The following is a 16,469-nucleotide window of genomic DNA, read 5'->3' as shown; positions in this document are numbered from 1 at the left end:
GCGGACCGATGGATTTCGGTGCCGGCCGGCTCTTGTTTGTGTGGCGTCGTGAACGGGAGCCGCCGAGGCGCAACACCGCTGCAGCAGGCTCCGATAAAGCAAAACAGGCCCCGGTATGGGCATGTTCCAAACGGCCGGCGCCCCCACGAAGGCTCTCTCCCGCTGGAACGGAAAAGGTGGGGGCGGCACAGCCCGAGCGGTTCTGCCCAGACGGTCTTCGGCGACTCATCAAATGGGGAGCGGGGTCGGATTTTCAAGCCGTTCCGCACCGGTTCCCCATCTTGCCGCCGGACCCGCAGGGAACGTGGGAAGCCCTTGATGGTTTCGTCTCCACCGGACCTGACGATCGGGACGGGCGGCCGAAGGAGAATGGCGATGCGGTGGCAGGGCGGACGGGAAAGCGAGAATGTCGAGGACCGCCGCGGACAGGGAGGCCTGGGCGGCGGGCTTGGGGGCGGCGGCATCCGCATCGGCCCGGGCGGGCTGGGCGTCGGCGGCGTCATCGTGGTACTGCTGGTCTCGATGGTGCTGGGGGTCGATCCCACAGTGCTGCTGGGCGGCGGCGAGCAGGGAGACCGGACCACCGCAGACCGCACCCAGATCGGCGAAGCCGCTCCGCGCAGCCAGGCCGACGACGAGCTGAAGCGCTTCGTCTCCGTCGTGCTGGCCGACACCGAGGAAACCTGGCAGGGCCTGTTCCAGCAGATGGGGCGCCAGTACCAGGACCCGACGCTGGTGCTGTTCACCGGCACGGTGTCGTCGGGCTGCGGCCGGGCCCAGGCGGCGATGGGGCCCTTCTACTGCCCGATGGACCGCAAGCTCTACATCGACCTCGGCTTCTACCGCGAGCTGCGCGACCGCTTCCAGGCGCCGGGCGACTTCGCCCAGGCCTATGTCATCGCCCATGAGGTCGGCCACCATGTGCAGAACCTGCTGGGCATCTCCGACAAGGTGCAGGCGGCCCAGCAGCGGGCGGGCGGCCAGGCCGAGGCCAACGCCCTGTCGGTGCGGCTGGAGTTGCAGGCCGACTGCTTCGCCGGCATCTGGGGCAACCATGCCAACCGCGACCGCAAGATGCTGGAACCCGGCGACGTCGAGGAGGCGCTGACCGCCGCCAGTGCCATCGGCGACGACCGCCTGCAACGTCAGGCGCGCGGCACCGTCAGCCCCGACAGCTTTACCCACGGCAGTTCCGCCCAGCGCGTCCGCTGGTTCCGCACCGGCCTGGAAAGCGGCCGGCTGGAAGCCTGCGACACCTTCGGCACGGACCGGCTGTGAGGGAGCGGGCTTGACCGTTATCCGTAACGTAACACATAATAATCCGCGAGAGGACGCGGATGCCGATCAGAAACTGTGTGGACAAGCGGACGGCCGATTTCATGGCCGGCAAGCGGGTGAAGGAGTTCCAGTCCTTTGAGCGCCAAGCCGCCAAGGCATTGACGAAGCTTCAGGCGGCCACCCGACTGATGGATCTCCGGCATCCTCCGTCCAACCGTTTCGAAGCGCTGGGCGGGGAACGGAAGGGCCAGTACAGCATCCGGCTCAACGACCAGTGGCGTGTCTGTTTCCGTTGGGCCGTGGTTGGAGACGCACAGGCCGATGCCGACCTCTTGACCGTTCCAGGAGAGCCTTACGACGTCGCAATCGCCGATTACCACTGAGGTCGCCATGAGCCATCCCGCTGTCGATAACCTGCCTCCCATCCACCCCGGCGAGTTCCTGCGCGACGAGCTGGAGGCGCTCGGCCTGAGCGCCCGGCGCTTTGCCGAGCATATCGGCGTACCGACCAACGCGGTGACCGGGATCATGAACGGCGAGCGCCGGATCACTGCTCCGATGGCTCTGAGGCTGGGCAAGGCTTTCGGAACCGACGCGCGCTATTGGAGCAATCTGCAAAGCATCTTCGAGACCAAGGTCGCGCGGGCGGAAATCGGCGAGGCGCTGGACGCCATCAAACCGCTGCCGCATCTGGACAAGGCGGCCTAACCTCCCGGCCCGCGCATAAGCCGCAGATAGTCGAGCACGCGGGCGGTGCGCCAGTCGGGGTCGGCCCAGCAGGCGGCTTCCCGTGCGCGGCGGCAGGCGGCGACCGCTTCCAGCCGGGGCTGGCCGGTCAGCGGGCGCAGATCGGCGGGGATGGCGGTAAGACAGCCGGCGGCAAGGTCCGCGGGCGGGGCGGGGCCGGTCTCCAGCCAGCGTTCGGCCTGCTCGAACCGGTCGCGGCACATCAGCGCGATCATGTAGTCGCAGGCCGATTGCAGGCCGGGCGCCAGCCGGCCGGGACTGACCGACAGGACCGGCAGCAGCGGAGCCAGTGTCGGCGCCAGATGGTTGGCGTAGAGCGTCGCCCCCCAATACCGCTCCGCCGTCTGCCGGAAATGATCGAGGTCGCGCACCGGCATCAGACCGGACTCCGCGACGGGCAGGATCTCCACCTTCGGCTTGGTGACCACCACCGTGTCGTTCGACACGTCGACATAGAGCGCACCGATCTGGAGCGCGTTCTGGAAATACTGCCCGCGCAGGACGCCCCAGACGCTGTGCAGCACCCCGCCCCCCTCGACGAAGGCGCGCAGCCCGCGCTCCACCGGCCCGGCCGGCTGGGCCAGACGCTGCGACAGGCGGGCGAAGAGGTCGCGGGTGATCTCCTCGCAGCGGCCATAGGGATAGGGCTTGCCGCCGGCCGGCGGCAGGCCGGCGAGCGCCCGGTCGCTCTCCTCGCGCAGCGCCATGAAATAGCCGAAGAGGGCCGCCGGGTCGCCGCCCAGATGGAGGGCGGTCAGCGCCGACTGGCGGTCGTCCACCGGGGCGATCTGCTGAGGGAGAAGGGGCGGGTGCCGGGTTGTCATGGCAGATCGGGTCTTGGACGGACGAAGTCCGGGGAAGTTGGCACCCTTCCCGGTCCCGGCGCCAGAGTTTCCGATCCCCGGCTCCCATGGACGGGGATTGCCGGCGGAACGGGGGGTTGCGCAAAGCCATCCCGCCCGTCACACATTCGGCGACCGCAGGCGGGACACCTGTCCGGGCGGTCCAGTCCTTTCGAACGGAACGGCACGATGAGCACAGCGGACACCCAGCCCGACATCCAGTCCCTGGAAAGCACCTATCGCGGCCGCAGCGCGCGGGTGGCGGTGGTCGGGCTCGGCTATGTCGGGCTGCCGCTGGCCCTGGCGCTGACCGGGGCCGGCTTCACGGTCACCGGCTTCGACATCGACCCGGCCAAGGCGGCGGCGCTGAACGGCGGACGTTCCTACATCCGGCAGATCGCCGACGACCGTGTCGCCCAGGCGGCGGCGACCGGGCGGTTCCGGGCGACGACCGATGCCGACGCATTCGCCGCCTGCGATGCCGTGATCGTCTGCGTCCCCACCCCGCTGTCGCCGCAGCGCGAGCCGGACCTGAGCTTCGTCGAGGCCTCCACCCGGCTGATCCGCGACCGGCTGCGCCGCGGCCAGCTGGTGGTCCTGGAATCGACCACCTGGCCCGGCACCACCGACGAGGTGATGCGGCCGATCCTGGAGGAGACCGGGCTGGCCAGCGGCCGCGACTTCTTCCTGGCCTATTCGCCCGAGCGCGAGGACCCCGGCAACATCGACTTCACCACCAGCACCATCCCCAAGGTGGTCGGCGGCGACGACGAGGGCGCGCGCCGGCTGGCGGTGGCGCTCTACGAGCAGGTGGTGCCGCAGGTGGTGCCGGTGTCGGGCACGCGGGCGGCGGAGGCGACCAAGCTGACCGAGAACATCTTCCGCTCCGTCAACATCGCCCTGGTGAACGAGCTGAAGATTGTCTTCGAACCGATGGGCATCGACATCTGGGAGGTGATCGAGGCGGCGAAGACCAAGCCCTTCGGCTTCATGCCCTTCTATCCCGGCCCCGGCCTGGGCGGCCACTGCATCCCGATCGACCCCTTCTACCTGACCTGGAAGGCGCGCGAGTACCAGATCTCCACCCGCTTCATCGAGCTGGCGGGCGAGGTCAACACGATGATGCCGCGCCATGTGGTGGATCGGCTGGCCCTGGCGCTCGACCGGCAGGCCGGGATCGGGCTCAGCCGGTCGCGCATCCTGCTGGTCGGCATGGCCTACAAGAAGAACGTCGACGACAGCCGGGAATCGCCGGGGCTGCGGCTGATGGAGATGCTGCTGGAGCGCGGGGCGGCGGTCGAGTACCACGACCCCTTCATCCCCGTGCTGCCGGTCACCCGCGAGCATGCCGCCCTCGCCGGCCGCCGGTCCGTCGAGTGGACGGCGGAACGGCTCGCCGGCTTCGACGCGGCGGTGATCGTCACCGACCATGACGGCATCGACTGGCAGGGCCTCGCCGCCCACTGCCCGCTGGTGGTCGACACCCGCAACGCCATGCGCGCCGTCGAGGGCTTCGCCGACCGCATCGTCAAGGCCTGAGGGCGGGGCGGAGCCGCAGGCGGTTGCAACAGCGTGGAACGTGCCGGGCGGTGTCGTTCCATCGCCAGGGCCGATGGGAAAGACAGCTGGAACAGCGTGGAACACGCCGGGCGGTAGCGTTCCACCGGCAGGGCCGACGGGAGAGACGGCTGGAACAGCGTGGAACACGCCGGACGCCGCCGTTCCATCCAGCGGGTCGGCGACGGGGCCGGATGGAACGCTGTGGAACAGGGCGGACGGCGGCGTTCCATCGGTCGGGGAGGCCCCCCTGCCATGCCCCCTCCCATGCCTTGGCGCAGGCGATCCTGAACAGGGGGGAGGGGAAGGCATGGCGTCGGCTCCGCAACGGTGAGTCCGACGCCATTCTATAGGAATTTGTTCCCCAGAGGCGGCGTTAAGTTCAACGGAGCGCCGCCTGGGGGGATGGACTCACAACTCCTCTTCGCCGCCGAAATCGCCCCAGCCGCTGTCCTCGACCGTCTGTTCGACATGGTCGGTGGCGGCGGTGGCCGCGTCGGTGGCAGCGGTGGCGGCCTCGCCCGCCATCGCTTCGCCGCCGGAGAACATGCTGGAGAGCGCGCTGCCGATCAGCATGCCGCCGGCGACGCCGGCCGCCGTCTGCATGGCGCCGGCCATGAAGCCGCCGCCGGCCCGCGGCTGCTGGGCATAGCCGGCGACGCGCGGGTCGCCATAGGCGGGCGTGCCGGCAGCGGCCGGCGGACGGCCCCAGGGCGAGCCGGCCGGCATGGCGGCCGCCGGGGCGGCTGCGGCCGGGGCAGCCGCCGGATATGAGGGCTGCGGAGCGGGACGGCTGCTGCCGCCGAACAGGCTGCCGAACAGGCCCCCGCCGCCGGACTGGGCCGGGGCGGCGGCGGCGGGGGCGGCGGGACGCTCGCGCAGCTGGCGCTCCAGCTCCTCGTTGCGGCCCTGCGAGGCGGCGAGCGCCTGCTCCATCATCACGATGGCCTGCGCCATCAAATAGGGGGCGGCCGGCTGGCGGGCGATCCGCTCGCGGATCAGCGCTTCGGCCTCGGGATCGCGCGGGCCGGATTGCGCCTCGGCCTGATGCAGCTTGGCGAACAAGTCGTCGATGATCTGGCGTTCGGTGTGGTCCATGGCGATGCTCGTCTTCGTCAAAAGGTTGGGAATGAGGCGGGGGAAGATTTCAGGGTCTCGGCCCTGGGCCCGGCGCCGACGCCCCGCAGGCGCACGAAGCCGCCCGCCCGGAGGGCGGCAAAGCCAACCGCCAGGAGGGCGGCAAGCCGACCGCCAGGAGCGGCGGCAAAGCCGTGCGGCGCGCCGGAGGGGTAGCGCGCGTTGGGGATAAGGTCGGGAGCAGGGAATGCCGGAGGCCGGGGGCGCTGTCTCAGGGGCAAGGGCATCAGTCCCTCCAAGTGCGGTCACGCCCGTCGGCGCAAGAGCAGGTGAAGAGATCCGACATCGCGACCACGTCTAAGTCGCCAGAGGGGCCCGGATCCGGTTGTAGAGCACGTGGCCCCGTTCCGGCCCGCTTTCAAGACACCCCGCTTGCCTTTTCCTTTTGAAAGAACATATTGCGAACATCTGGAAGGAAGAGGGAAGCCATCGCGGTGGATGACGCGCTGCTCGACAAACTCGAAATCCTGGCGGATGCGGCGAAGTACGACGCGTCCTGCGCCTCGTCGGGGGCGAAGCGGCGGACGGGCGGGCCGGACGGCATCGGTTCGACCACCGGGGCCGGCATCTGCCACGCCTATACGCCGGACGGGCGCTGCGTCTCGCTGCTCAAGATCCTGCTGACCAACTACTGCCTGTTCGACTGCGCCTACTGCATCAACCGCCGTTCCTCCAACGTGCGGCGCGCGCGGTTCAGCGTCGACGAGGTGGTGCAGCTGACGCTGGGCTTCTACAAGCGCAACTGCATCGAAGGGCTGTTCCTGTCCTCCGGCATCATCCGCTCGCCCGACCACACGATGGAGCAGCTGATGCTGGTGGCGCGCACGCTGCGGCGCGACCATGGCTTCGCCGGCTACATCCACCTGAAGACGATCCCGGAGGCCAGCCCCTGGCTGATCGAGCAGGCCGGGCTGTGGGCCGACCGGCTGTCGATCAACCTCGAACTGTCGTCCGATCGCAGCCTGAAGGAGTTCGCGCCGGAGAAGGACGGCAGCTCGATCAAGGCGGTGATGGGGCAGGTCGGCGAGCGCATCCTGGAGGCCAAGGAGGAAAAGCGCCGCTTCTCGCCCGCAGGCCAGAGCACCCAGATGATCGTCGGGGCCGACGCCTCCACCGACCTGTCGGTGCTGGAGACCAGCGACACGCTCTATCGCCGCTATGGGCTGCGCCGGGTCTATTATTCCGCCTTCAGCCCGATCCCGGAGGCGAGTTCCGCTTTGCCGGCCAAGCCGCCGCCGCTCCAGCGCGAGAACCGGCTGTACCAGGCCGACTGGCTGCTGCGCTATTACGGCTTCACGGTGGAGGAGATCGCCGCCGGGGGCGAGGGCGGGATGCTGGATTTGGGCATCGACCCCAAGCTGGCCTGGGCCCTGAAGAACCGCGAGCGCTTCCCGGTGGACGTGAACAGCGCCGACCGCGAGATGCTGCTGCGCGTGCCGGGGCTGGGCGCGCGGGCGGTCGACAAGATCGTCGAGGCGCGCCGCCACACCACCCTGCGGCTGGAGGATGTGGCGCGGCTGTCGTCGGGGCTGAAGCGGGCGCGCGCCTTCCTGATCGCCGCCGACCACCACCCGGGCGGGCTGACCGACCGCGCCGATTTGCGGCAAAGGCTGGTGGCGCCGCCCAAGCAGCTCAGCCTGTTCTGAGGGGCCAAGCCATGCGGCATGTGGAGCTGAAGGATGGCGCCGACCTGGACGGCTTCCGCCGCGCGCTGCGCGGGCTGGTCGCCCTCGGCGTCGATCCGGACAAGGTGGTGTGGAGCGGCGGGGCGGCGCCGTCGCTGTTCGGGACCGCTCCGGAAACCGGGACGGCGCCCCTGCCGGCCGATGCCCCGCCGGTTCCGCTGCCCCGGCCGGTGGGGGCGCTGATCGAAAGCGTGGTCTGCCACCGCGATCCGGAGCGTTATGGCCTGCTGCACCGGCTGGTCTGCCGGGTGGTGCGGGGGGAACGCAACATCCTCGACCACCATGCCGACCCGCTGGTCCACCAGCTGGCGATGCTGGACAAGGCAGTGCGGCGCGACCTGCACAAGATGCACGCCTTCCTGCGTTTCCATGAGGTGCACGACCCCGACGGGGCGGAGCGCTATGTCGCGTGGTTCGAACCCGACAATTTCATCGTCGAGGCGACCGCCCCCTTCTTCGTCGAGCGCTTCGAGAGCCTGGTCTGGTCGATCCTGACGCCGGTCGGCTCGCTGCATTGGGACCGGCGCTCGCTGACGGTCGGGCCGGCGGCTTTGAGGCCGGAGGGGCTCGACCGCGACGACCGCTTCGCCGAGGGCTGGCAGCGCTATTACGAGAGCACCTTCAATCCCGCGCGGGTGAACCCGACGGCGATGCGGGCGGAGATGCCGCGGAAATACTGGGCCAATTTGCCGGAGGCGGCGGCCATTCCCGGAATGATCCGCTCCGCCCCCGCCCGCGTCCAGGCGATGATCGAGGCGGAGGCGGCAGCGCCCCGCCGCCGCAACCCCGACAAGGCCGTCGCCGCCATGGGCCGGCAGGAGCCGGCGACGCTGGCCGAGCTGAACCGCATCATCCGGGCGGCGGATCCGCTGGTGCCGGGGGCGACGCAGGCGGTGCTGGGCGAGGGGCCGGTGGGGGCTGCCATCGCCATCGTCGGCGAGCAGCCCGGCGACCAGGAGGATCTGGAAGGCCGCCCCTTCGTCGGTCCGGCCGGGCAGCTGCTGGACCGCGCGCTGGAGGAGGCCGGGATCGAGCGCAGCGCCGCCTACCTGACCAACGCGGTGAAGCACTTCAAGTTCGTCGCCCGCGGCAAGCGCCGCCTGCACCAGTCGCCGACCGCCGGCGAGGTGAAGCATTACCGCTGGTGGCTGATGAAGGAGCTGGGTTTCGTCCGCCCGCGTCTGGTGGTGACGCTGGGCGCCACCGCGGCCCTGGCGCTGAGCGGACGCAGCGTGTCGGTGCTGCGGGAACGCGGGCCGATGGGGTTCGGCGACTGGGAGGGGTTCGTCACCGTCCACCCATCCTACCTGCTGCGCCTGCCGGCGGGGGAAGGGGCGGAACAGGCCTATCGCGACTTCGTCGGCGACCTGCGGCGGGCACGGGAGATGGTGAAGGGGACGGATTGACGGCTTGTATCGATGAAAAGTTATCCAGAGTGATAGTGCTTCACTCAGCCGCCACCGGCGGGCGACCGGGGCGGCGGGGGCGCAGGAAGGCGGCCAGAGGCAGGGGGTCTCGGTCGATGGCGCGGCAGGCGATCAGCAGCGCCCGAGGAACCGAGCTGACACCGGTGCGGTAGTTGATCCAGGTGTTGACATGCAGCGCGAACAGGTCGGCCGCCTCGGTGTTGGACAGACCATGCCGGTCCTGCCACTCCGACAGTTCGGCCGCACCGAAGACGGCTTGCTGTTCGGCCAGCAACTCCAGATGCACACTGTCGATCGACAGGTCCTCGTCCCCGGCCCATTGGACAGTGTCGCCGTCTTCACCGATCTCGGGCTTTGCGAAGATGGTGGGCACGCGCAAAGCGTCAATCTTGTGCAAGGCGATCCAGCCGGCCAGATCGACGGACACCCCGCCCCCACCGACCCAATCGACAGTCAGAATGGTTCCGGGGCCGGCCTCGACCGCAGCAATCAGCGGGACAGGGCGGGGGTCGGTCCCGATGACGAAGCCTTCTGACATGGAACCTCCCTTTCAGGCGGTGGGGATGTGCGGGTTGAGGGTATTCCAAGCGGCGATCAGTTCGGCACGGTGCATGACGGCCCAGGTCCGGATTTCAGGCCACAGGTCGGACGGCACCTTCCCGCGGATGACGATGACAGGATCGATACCGACCAAGGCGTTGACGTCGGGACCTTTGACGTGGAAGTGGGGCGGATTGTGGTCGCGCCCCTGGACGACCACCCGCAACTTTCCGAAGGTCGTCAACTTGCCCAAGTTGGCTCCGCCATCGATGGCTCAAGATACCCTATTTTTTGTGTTCCTCCTCATACAATATTTGTGGATCTTTTAGAAAGCAAACTGTCTTGCAGGACGAGCAGGAGCGAAACCCATCCTCTCTTCCCCCCTCAGATCACCTCGCGCCGCCGCAGCTCCTCGATCACCTGGGCGACCATCGCGTCGGTATCGTGTTCGGCGCCCTTCAGCGTGATCTCCGGCGCGTCCGGCGGCTCGTAGGCGCTGTCGATGCCGGTGAAGTGCGGGAGCTGGCCGGCACGGGCCTTCCTGTACAGGCCCTTGGGGTCGCGGGCCTCGCAGACCGCCAGCGGGGTGTCCATGAAGATCTCGACGAACTCGCCGTCCTCCACCAGGGAGCGCGCCATCCGGCGCTCCTCGCGGAAGGGGGAGATGAAGCTGACCAGCACGATCAGCCCGGCGTCCACCATCAGCTTCGACACTTCGGCGACGCGGCGGATGTTCTCCACCCGGTCCTCGTCGGTGAAGCCCAGGTCCCGGTTCAGCCCGTGGCGGACATTGTCGCCGTCCAGGATCATGGTGCGGCGGCCGAGACGGTGCAGCTCCTGCTCAAGCCGGTCGGCGACACTGGACTTGCCGGAGCCGGACAGGCCGGTGAACCACAGCACGCAGGGCTTCTGCAGACTGCCCGCCCGCGCCGCCTTGTCCAGCTTCGAGGCGTGGCGGTGGATGTTCGACGCCCGGCGCAAGCCGAAGCGGATCATGCCGCAGCCGGCGGTGGCGTTGGTCAGCCGGTCGATCAGGATGAAGCTGCCGGTCTCGCGGCTGTCGGCATAGGCGTCGAACGGAATCGGCCGGTCGAGCGCCAGATTGCAGAAGCCGACGTCGTTGAGATCCAGATGCTTGGCGGCGGCATGCTCCTGGGTGTTGACGTTGATGGCGTGCTTCAGCTCGGTCACCTGGGCGCCGACCGTCGCCGTGCCGGCCCGCAGCAGGTAGGAGCGGCCGGGCAGCAGCGGCTGCTCGTCCATCCACACCACATGCGCCGCGAACTGGTCGGCCACCTCCGGCCGGCCGGCGGCGGCGGCGATCATGTCGCCGCGGCTGGCGTCGACCTCGTCGGCCAGCACCAGCGTGACCGCCTGTCCGGGCAGCGCCGTCTCCAGATCGCCGTCCATGGTGACGATCCGCGCCACCCGGCTGGTCCGCCCGCCGGGCAGGATGGCGACCTCGTCGCCGGTGCGCAGCGCGCCGCCGGCCACCGTGCCGCAGAAACCGCGGAAATCCTGGTTGGGCCGGTTCACCCACTGCACCGCCATGCGGAAGGCGCCGAGCTTTTCTTCCGCCGCGGCGTCGACACTCTCCAGATGGCCGAGCAGGGTGGGGCCGCCGTACCAGCCCATATGCTCCGATGGTTTGGTGACGTTGTCGCCGGTGAGTGCCGAGACCGGGATGCAGGTGACCTCATCAAGGCCGATACGCTGGGCGAAGACGCGGTAGTCGGCGGCGATCCGCTCGAAGGTCTCGCGGCTCCAGCCGACGGCGTCCATCTTGTTGACCGCCAGCACGACATGGCGCACGCCCAGCAGCGAGACGATGGTGCTATGGCGCCGGGTCTGGGGCAGCACGCCCTTGCGCGCGTCGACCAGCAGGACCGCGGCGTCGGCGGTGGACGCGCCGGTGACCATGTTGCGGGTGTACTGCTCGTGGCCCGGCGTGTCGGCGACGATGAACTTGCGGCGGTCGGTGGTGAAGAAGCGGTAGGCGACGTCGATGGTGATGCCCTGCTCGCGCTCCGCCGCCAGCCCGTCGACCAGCAGGGCGAGATCGAGCTGGCCGGCGCCGGTGGTGCCGAAGCGGCCGGAGTCCGCCTCCAGGCTGGCCAGCTGGTCCTCGAACAGGCATTTGCAGTCGTAGAGCAGCCGGCCGATCAGCGTCGACTTGCCGTCGTCCACCGAGCCGCAGGTGATGAACCGCAGCAGGTCCTTGCCGTTCTGGCGGGCGAGATACGCCTGCACCTCACTGGCGGCGTCAAAGGGGGCGGCATCAGAGGGCACGGCATCCACAGGAACGGCGGCGGGATCGAGATCCGTCAGCATCAGAAGTAGCCTTCCTGCTTCTTCGCTTCCATCGAGGCGGCGGCGTCCTGGTCGATCACCCGACCCTGCCGTTCCGAACCGGGGGACAGCAGCATCTCGCGGATGATCTCGGGCAGGGTGGCGGCGGTGCTGCGCACGGCCCCGGTCAGCGGATAGCAGCCGAGCGTGCGGAAACGCACCCAGGCCATCTCCGGCACCTCGCCGGGCTTCAGCGGCAGCCGGTCGTCGTCGACCATGATCAGGGTGCCGTCGCGCTCGACCACCGGACGCGGCTTGGCGAAATAGAGCGGCACCACCGGGATGGCCTCCTGGTGGATGTATTGCCAGATGTCCAGCTCGGTCCAGTTCGACAGCGGGAAGACGCGGATGCTCTCGCCCTTGTGGATGCGGCCCTGGTAGAGGCTCCACAGCTCCGGCCGCTGGTTCTTCGGCTCCCAGCGGTGGCTGGATGTCCGGAAGGAGAAGATGCGCTCCTTGGCGCGGCTCTTCTCCTCGTCGCGGCGCGCCCCGCCGAAGGCGGCGTCGAAGCCATGGGCGTCGAGCGCCTGTTTCAGCGCCTGCGTCTTCATCACGTCGGTGTGGACGGCCGAGCCGTGGCTGACCGGGCCGATGCCCTGGCGCACGCCGTCCCGGTTGATGTGGACCGTCAGATCCAGCCCGAGATCCCGCGCCATGCGGTCGCGGAAGGCGATCATCTCCCGGAATTTCCAGGTCGTGTCGACATGCAGCAGCGGGAAGGGCGGCTTCGACGGATAAAAGGCCTTCATCGCCAGATGCAGCAGGACCGAGCTGTCCTTGCCCACCGAATAGAGCATGACCGGCTTGTGGAACTGGGCCGCCACCTCGCGCATGATGTGGATGCTCTCCGCCTCCAGCCTTTGCAGGTGGGTGAGGCGGGCCGGCGCGGTCAGGATGGTGGGCAGCATGTCCTCAAGACCGGAAGCGGGAGCGGGCTGGGGGAGATCCCTGGCCGCGGGGCGGGTGCCGAGAAGCGGATCAAGAAGCATAGCCGGCCTTCTTCTGCATGTCTCCGGCCACGGCGTCGAACACGGTCCGGCGCTTGCGCGACCATTGGATCGGGCGCTTCGACGGGTCGAAGCCTTCGGGTTTCGTGACGGGGATCCAGCTGACCTCGCCGTTGTTGCGCGAGGCGCGGGACGATCCCAGGATGGGAAGGTCGCCGATCCGCTCGAACGGATAGCGGTCCTCGTCCAGCTCCAGGAAGCGCATGAGGTCGCGGGCCGTGCCGTCGGGGGCGGCCACCGCGTCCTCGAAACGGACCAGCCGGCAGGCGTCGGCGCTCATCCGGCTCTGCGCCTCCAGCGCCGCCTCGGTGCCGAAGCTCCATTCCCGGCAGACGTCGGCGAAGGTCCGGCCCAGGAAGCGCAGCGGCCAGGTGTCGATGGTGGACTGCACGGCGCGGCGGCCGTCGCGCAGCACGATCAGGCAGCGCTCCGCCGGGAACAGGTAGGGGAAATAGCGCATCATCCGGGTGTGGGGCGACTTGATCACCACCGTCTTGCCGGCCGGGAACTCGGCTTCGATCCGGCGCAGGAAGCCGTTCACCATGTAGCAGAAGGTTTCCAGATCGCTGAACGACTCCCGGTTGCGGCGATAGAGACGCAGGAAGCGCCCCTCGTAGGTCCGCGCATCCTCCAGCGTGTTCAGGAAGGGAAGCTCGCGGATGCCATAGGGATTGACCAGGACGTCGGGATGCAGTTCCAGCAGGCTCTGGAGATAGTTGGTGCCGCTGCGCGGCATCACGCCGTGCAGGAAGACGATGCGGGGGGCAGACGCCAAAGCTGGCGCCAGGGCCGGCGCGTCGGACGCCATCCCACGCACGGATCGGGCGACCGATCGCAGATGGCGGGCGTTCTCCTCGGTGAACCAGGGATCGAAGAAGGCCGATCTTTCGGTGCTTGGAAGTCGAAGAAGTCGTTTCCCAACGAACCCGATCTCTTTTTGAAGACGATGAACCGCACCGTCACCGAAATGATGCCTTAACGACGTGGCATAATGATCGGCTGCCAGGGTCTTTCCATTCCAAAACACAACAGCCTCCTTTTGCGTCACCGCGTCTCCGGACAGTCACGGCTTTCCCTTGAACCCGGCAATCGGTGCGTCTTTCCTGAAAATCGCCCAAGCGCCCTCTCTCAAGGCTAGTTATGGTCCTGCCGGATAAGCTTTTTTAGCTCCAATACGGATCTAACCCCATGGGCTTACAAATATACGGATGCAATCCTCAATGATTATCCGGGTTCTACGCGGAAACTGCATGAGAAGGCATGTCTCTATCTTCACAATAGAGAAGTCACGTTTGATCGAAACTCGCCATTTACTGATACGCACGAGTCGGAACCTTCCTGCTTTATCTGTAGCGTTAGCCCGTGCAGCACGAATCACTCGAATGTTTATTTTATTGTTTTCCTTCGTGATAACGAAAATTCCTGGGCTGCTTCACCGCCTCTCCGATCTTTCGGGTAAAGGAGGGAAACCGAAGGTCCGTTCCCCCAGCCGCTCTTTTTGAGAACGGACCGCCTCTTCCATGCCCTTCCGCCACCCCTCCGGCCGGGCCGATGCTTTCGCTTGAACCCCGCCGGAGCGGGGGTTATGGTCGGCCGGCCGCAGACGGGGAATACTCTAAATTGTTTAACTCTCAGTCGGGGAACCCTACGGTAGCGGGTTTCGGCGCCGGTCCCTTTGCCCTTTTCCAGACCGCCTGGCATCACAGGTCGCTGATCCTGCGGCTGGCCCGGCGGGAGATCGACGCCCGGTACCGCGGGTCCGTTCTGGGCATCGTCTGGGCGGTGCTGAACCCGATCCTGATGCTGGCGGTCTACACCTTCGTCTTCTCGGTGGTGTTCCAGGCCCGCTGGGGGGCGACGGGTGGAAGCAACACGGAATTCGCCCTGCTGCTGTTCTCCGGCCTGATCCTGTTCAACGTGCTGGGCGAATGCCTGAGCCGGGCGCCCGGCCTCTTGCTGGAGAATGTCAGCTACATCAAGAAGGTGGTCTTCCCGCTGGAGATCCTGCCGCTGGTGTCGCTGGCGGTCGCATTGTTCAACGCCGGCATCGGCTTCGTCATCCTGGTGGTCTTCCATCTGATGGTGGCCGGGCTGCCGCCGCCGACGGCGCTGCTGCTGCCGCTGGTGCTGGTGCCCTTGTGCCTGACCACGCTGGGTCTCAGCTGGTTCTTCGCCGCCGCCGGCGTGTTCCTGCGCGACCTGCGGCAGGTGGTGGGGGTGGCCGTCACGGTGCTGATGTTCCTCAGCCCGATCTTCTATCCGATGACCGCGATCCCCGAGCGCTTCCGCGCCATCCTGCACCTCAATCCGATGACCGCGATCCTGGAGCAGTCGAAGGACCTGCTGTTCTGGGGCCGCGTCCCGTCGCCGCTCGACTGGGGTCTGGCGACGCTGGGCGCCTGGGCGGTGGCGTGGCTCGGCTATCTCTGGTTCATGAAGACCCGCCGGGGGTTCGCCGATGTCGTCTGAGACCGATACCCCCGCCACGGCCGCCAACACTCCCGCCGACACTCCTGTCGTCATCCGCGCCGAGGGGCTGGGCAAGGCCTACGCCATCTTCAAGCGGCCGCAGGACCGGCTGAAGCAGATGCTGGTGCGCGGCCGGCGCAAATATTACGACGAGTACTGGGCGCTGCGCGGCGTCGACCTGGAGGTCCGCCGCGGCGAGACGGTCGGGCTGATCGGCCGCAACGGTTCGGGCAAGTCGACCTTCCTCCAGCTTCTCTGCGGCACGCTGACGCCGACCTCCGGCCGCATCGCGGTCGACGGGCGCATCGCGGCGCTGCTGGAGCTGGGCGCCGGCTTCAACCCGGAATTCACCGGCCGCGAGAACGTCTATCTCGCCGCCTCGGTGCTGGGCCTGTCGAACGCGCAGATCGCCGAGCGCTATGAGTCCATCGCCGAGTTCGCGGGCATCGGCGACTTCATCGAACAGCCGGTGAAGCTCTATTCCAGCGGCATGTACGCCCGCCTCGCCTTCGCGGTGGCGGCGCATGTCGATGCCGACATCATGATCGTCGACGAGATCCTGGCGGTCGGCGACGCGTCCTTCACCCAGAAATGCATGCGCTTCATCCACCGCTTCAAGGAGCGCGGCACCCTGTTCTTCGTGTCGCACGACACCGGACAGGTGGTGAACCTCTGCGACCGGGTGGTGTGGCTGGACAACGGGTCGGTGCGGGCCATCGGCCCGGCCAAGGAGGTCTGCCACGATTACCTGGCGGCGCTCTACAGCGACCAGGACACCTCGCGCGGCTTCCGCATCGGCGGGGCGCGCCAGGCGCTGCCCCAGGCCAAGCGCGAGGAGCCGGTGGAGGACGCCCGCGCCGAGCTGCTGAAGGGCTCGCAGCTCCGCAACGCCATCGAGCTGTTCGACTTCAACGACAGCGGCCCCTGGTTCGGCAACCGCGGCGCCACCATCGCCAACGTCTCGATCCTGGATGCCGAGGAGCAGCCGCTCAGCGTGCTGGAGGGCGGCGAGGTCATCGTGCTGAAGGTGGATTGCCGGGCCGACCAGCAGGTCTACCGCCCCATCGTCGGCTTCTACGTGAAGGACAAGCTGGGCCAGAACCTGTTCGGCGACAACACCTTCCTCAGCTACCAGCTCGACCCCGTCACCATCCCGGCCGGCCAGGACTTCGCCGCCCGCTTCCGCTTCCAGATGCCCTACCTGCCCAGCGGCGACTTCTCCATCACCGTGGCGCTCGCCGAGGGCACGCAGGAGGACCACGTCCAGCACCATTGGGTCGAGGACGCGCTGTTCTTCAAGGTCCATGCCAGCCACGTCGTGCGCGGGCTGGTCGGCATGCCGATGCTGGCGATCACCCTGGAAGCGGAAGGGGCGTCGGCGGAGGGGTCGTCAGCCTCCCAGCCGGCCCCCGCGACAAAATAGCGACAGCC

The 16,469-nt window shown here is 68.1% G+C and carries 15 protein-coding genes; 8 read left to right on the top strand and 7 right to left on the bottom strand.

Translation table 11 applies throughout. The features are described 5' to 3' along the window. Positions 1-375: 375 nt before the first annotated feature. The 3 genes from ABNQ38_RS07090 to ABNQ38_RS07080 are packed head-to-tail and all read left to right on the top strand — an operon-like array spanning position 376 to position 1,986. Complete coding sequence (locus ABNQ38_RS07090) at positions 376-1,278, top strand: neutral zinc metallopeptidase (protein ID WP_377806428.1); 903 nt, start codon at positions 376-378, stop codon at positions 1,276-1,278. A gap of 59 nt (positions 1,279-1,337) precedes the next feature. After that, entirely contained in the window at positions 1,338-1,661 is a 324-nt protein-coding gene (locus ABNQ38_RS07085) for a type II toxin-antitoxin system RelE/ParE family toxin (protein ID WP_377806427.1), read from the top strand. Between the two features lie 7 nt (positions 1,662-1,668). Beyond that, complete coding sequence (locus ABNQ38_RS07080; protein ID WP_377806426.1) at positions 1,669-1,986, top strand: HigA family addiction module antitoxin; 318 nt, start codon at positions 1,669-1,671, stop codon at positions 1,984-1,986. Here ABNQ38_RS07080 and ABNQ38_RS07075 read toward each other — a convergent pair. Beyond that, complete coding sequence (locus ABNQ38_RS07075; RefSeq protein ID WP_377806425.1) at positions 1,983-2,849, bottom strand: hypothetical protein; 867 nt, start codon at positions 2,847-2,849, stop codon at positions 1,983-1,985. The two genes, ABNQ38_RS07080 and ABNQ38_RS07075, sit on opposite strands and share 4 nt — an antisense overlap. Positions 2,850-3,056: 207 nt before the next feature. Between ABNQ38_RS07075 and ABNQ38_RS07070 the strand changes: the two genes are divergently transcribed. Next, entirely contained in the window at positions 3,057-4,406 is a 1,350-nt protein-coding gene (locus ABNQ38_RS07070; protein ID WP_377806424.1) for a nucleotide sugar dehydrogenase, read from the top strand. 429 nt (positions 4,407-4,835) lie between these two features. Here the strand turns inward: ABNQ38_RS07070 and ABNQ38_RS07065 are convergent, their stop codons facing one another. Continuing rightward, positions 4,836-5,522 (bottom strand): DUF2076 domain-containing protein, encoded by a 687-nt coding sequence (locus ABNQ38_RS07065; RefSeq protein WP_377806423.1) that lies wholly within the window; start codon positions 5,520-5,522, stop codon positions 4,836-4,838. Between the two features lie 473 nt (positions 5,523-5,995). Between ABNQ38_RS07065 and ABNQ38_RS07060 the strand changes: the two genes are divergently transcribed. Both ABNQ38_RS07060 and ABNQ38_RS07055 read left to right on the top strand, forming a co-directional pair. Then, complete coding sequence (locus ABNQ38_RS07060) at positions 5,996-7,207, top strand: putative DNA modification/repair radical SAM protein (RefSeq protein ID WP_377806422.1); 1,212 nt, start codon at positions 5,996-5,998, stop codon at positions 7,205-7,207. 11 nt (positions 7,208-7,218) lie between these two features. Further along, the gene (locus ABNQ38_RS07055) at positions 7,219-8,652 is read left to right on the top strand and encodes a UdgX family uracil-DNA binding protein (RefSeq protein ID WP_377806421.1); all 1,434 of its coding nucleotides are present in this window, start codon (positions 7,219-7,221) and stop codon (positions 8,650-8,652) included. Positions 8,653-8,692: 40 nt separating this feature from the next. Here the strand turns inward: ABNQ38_RS07055 and ABNQ38_RS07050 are convergent, their stop codons facing one another. From ABNQ38_RS07050 to ABNQ38_RS07030, 5 genes are all read right to left on the bottom strand, one after another. After that, positions 8,693-9,211 carry a hypothetical protein gene (locus tag ABNQ38_RS07050; protein ID WP_377806420.1) on the bottom strand — a complete coding sequence of 173 codons (519 nt, stop codon included), beginning with the start codon at positions 9,209-9,211 and terminating at the stop codon, positions 8,693-8,695. Between the two features lie 12 nt (positions 9,212-9,223). Further along, positions 9,224-9,466, bottom strand: coding sequence for a DUF4160 domain-containing protein (locus ABNQ38_RS07045; RefSeq protein WP_377806419.1), 243 nt, complete (start codon positions 9,464-9,466; stop codon positions 9,224-9,226). Between the two features lie 131 nt (positions 9,467-9,597). Further along, complete coding sequence (gene cysN, locus ABNQ38_RS07040) at positions 9,598-11,544, bottom strand: sulfate adenylyltransferase subunit CysN (protein WP_377806418.1); 1,947 nt, start codon at positions 11,542-11,544, stop codon at positions 9,598-9,600. Then, positions 11,544-12,470 carry a sulfate adenylyltransferase subunit CysD gene (gene cysD / locus ABNQ38_RS07035; RefSeq protein ID WP_377806478.1) on the bottom strand — a complete coding sequence of 309 codons (927 nt, stop codon included), beginning with the start codon at positions 12,468-12,470 and terminating at the stop codon, positions 11,544-11,546. Before cysD ends, cysN begins: the two co-directional genes overlap by 1 nt. A 70-nt stretch (positions 12,471-12,540) precedes the next feature. Beyond that, the gene (locus ABNQ38_RS07030; protein WP_377806417.1) at positions 12,541-13,344 is read right to left on the bottom strand and encodes a sulfotransferase family protein; all 804 of its coding nucleotides are present in this window, start codon (positions 13,342-13,344) and stop codon (positions 12,541-12,543) included. Between the two features lie 845 nt (positions 13,345-14,189). Between ABNQ38_RS07030 and ABNQ38_RS07025 the strand changes: the two genes are divergently transcribed. Both ABNQ38_RS07025 and ABNQ38_RS07020 read left to right on the top strand, forming a co-directional pair. After that, a complete protein-coding gene (locus tag ABNQ38_RS07025; protein ID WP_377806416.1) occupies positions 14,190-15,038 on the top strand; it encodes an ABC transporter permease in 849 nt (282 codons plus the stop codon). Further along, entirely contained in the window at positions 15,028-16,461 is a 1,434-nt protein-coding gene (locus ABNQ38_RS07020) for an ABC transporter ATP-binding protein (RefSeq protein WP_377806415.1), read from the top strand. Before ABNQ38_RS07025 ends, ABNQ38_RS07020 begins: the two co-directional genes overlap by 11 nt. Positions 16,462-16,469: the final 8 nt, after the last annotated feature.

The sequence above is a fragment of the Azospirillum sp. A29 genome (genome assembly GCF_042604625.1).
GTDB lineage: Bacteria > Pseudomonadota > Alphaproteobacteria > Azospirillales > Azospirillaceae > Azospirillum > Azospirillum palustre.
This window is presented reverse-complemented; position numbering and strand designations above follow the sequence as displayed.

What these genes read in the sequence shown, in the direction of transcription:
- ABNQ38_RS07050 (WP_377806420.1), bottom strand. Translation starts at nt 9,211, where the DNA reads ATGTCAGAAGGCTTCGTCATCGGGACCGACCCCCGCCCTGTCCCGCTG.
- ABNQ38_RS07085 (WP_377806427.1), top strand. Translation starts at nt 1,338, where the DNA reads ATGCCGATCAGAAACTGTGTGGACAAGCGGACGGCCGATTTCATGGCC.
- ABNQ38_RS07020 (WP_377806415.1), top strand. Translation starts at nt 15,028, where the DNA reads ATGTCGTCTGAGACCGATACCCCCGCCACGGCCGCCAACACTCCCGCC.
- ABNQ38_RS07070 (WP_377806424.1), top strand. Translation starts at nt 3,057, where the DNA reads ATGAGCACAGCGGACACCCAGCCCGACATCCAGTCCCTGGAAAGCACC.
- cysD (WP_377806478.1), bottom strand. Translation starts at nt 12,470, where the DNA reads ATGCTGCCCACCATCCTGACCGCGCCGGCCCGCCTCACCCACCTGCAA.
- ABNQ38_RS07065 (WP_377806423.1), bottom strand. Translation starts at nt 5,522, where the DNA reads ATGGACCACACCGAACGCCAGATCATCGACGACTTGTTCGCCAAGCTG.
- ABNQ38_RS07055 (WP_377806421.1), top strand. Translation starts at nt 7,219, where the DNA reads ATGCGGCATGTGGAGCTGAAGGATGGCGCCGACCTGGACGGCTTCCGC.
- ABNQ38_RS07075 (WP_377806425.1), bottom strand. Translation starts at nt 2,849, where the DNA reads ATGACAACCCGGCACCCGCCCCTTCTCCCTCAGCAGATCGCCCCGGTG.
- ABNQ38_RS07080 (WP_377806426.1), top strand. Translation starts at nt 1,669, where the DNA reads ATGAGCCATCCCGCTGTCGATAACCTGCCTCCCATCCACCCCGGCGAG.
- cysN (WP_377806418.1), bottom strand. Translation starts at nt 11,544, where the DNA reads ATGCTGACGGATCTCGATCCCGCCGCCGTTCCTGTGGATGCCGTGCCC.
- ABNQ38_RS07090 (WP_377806428.1), top strand. Translation starts at nt 376, where the DNA reads ATGCGGTGGCAGGGCGGACGGGAAAGCGAGAATGTCGAGGACCGCCGC.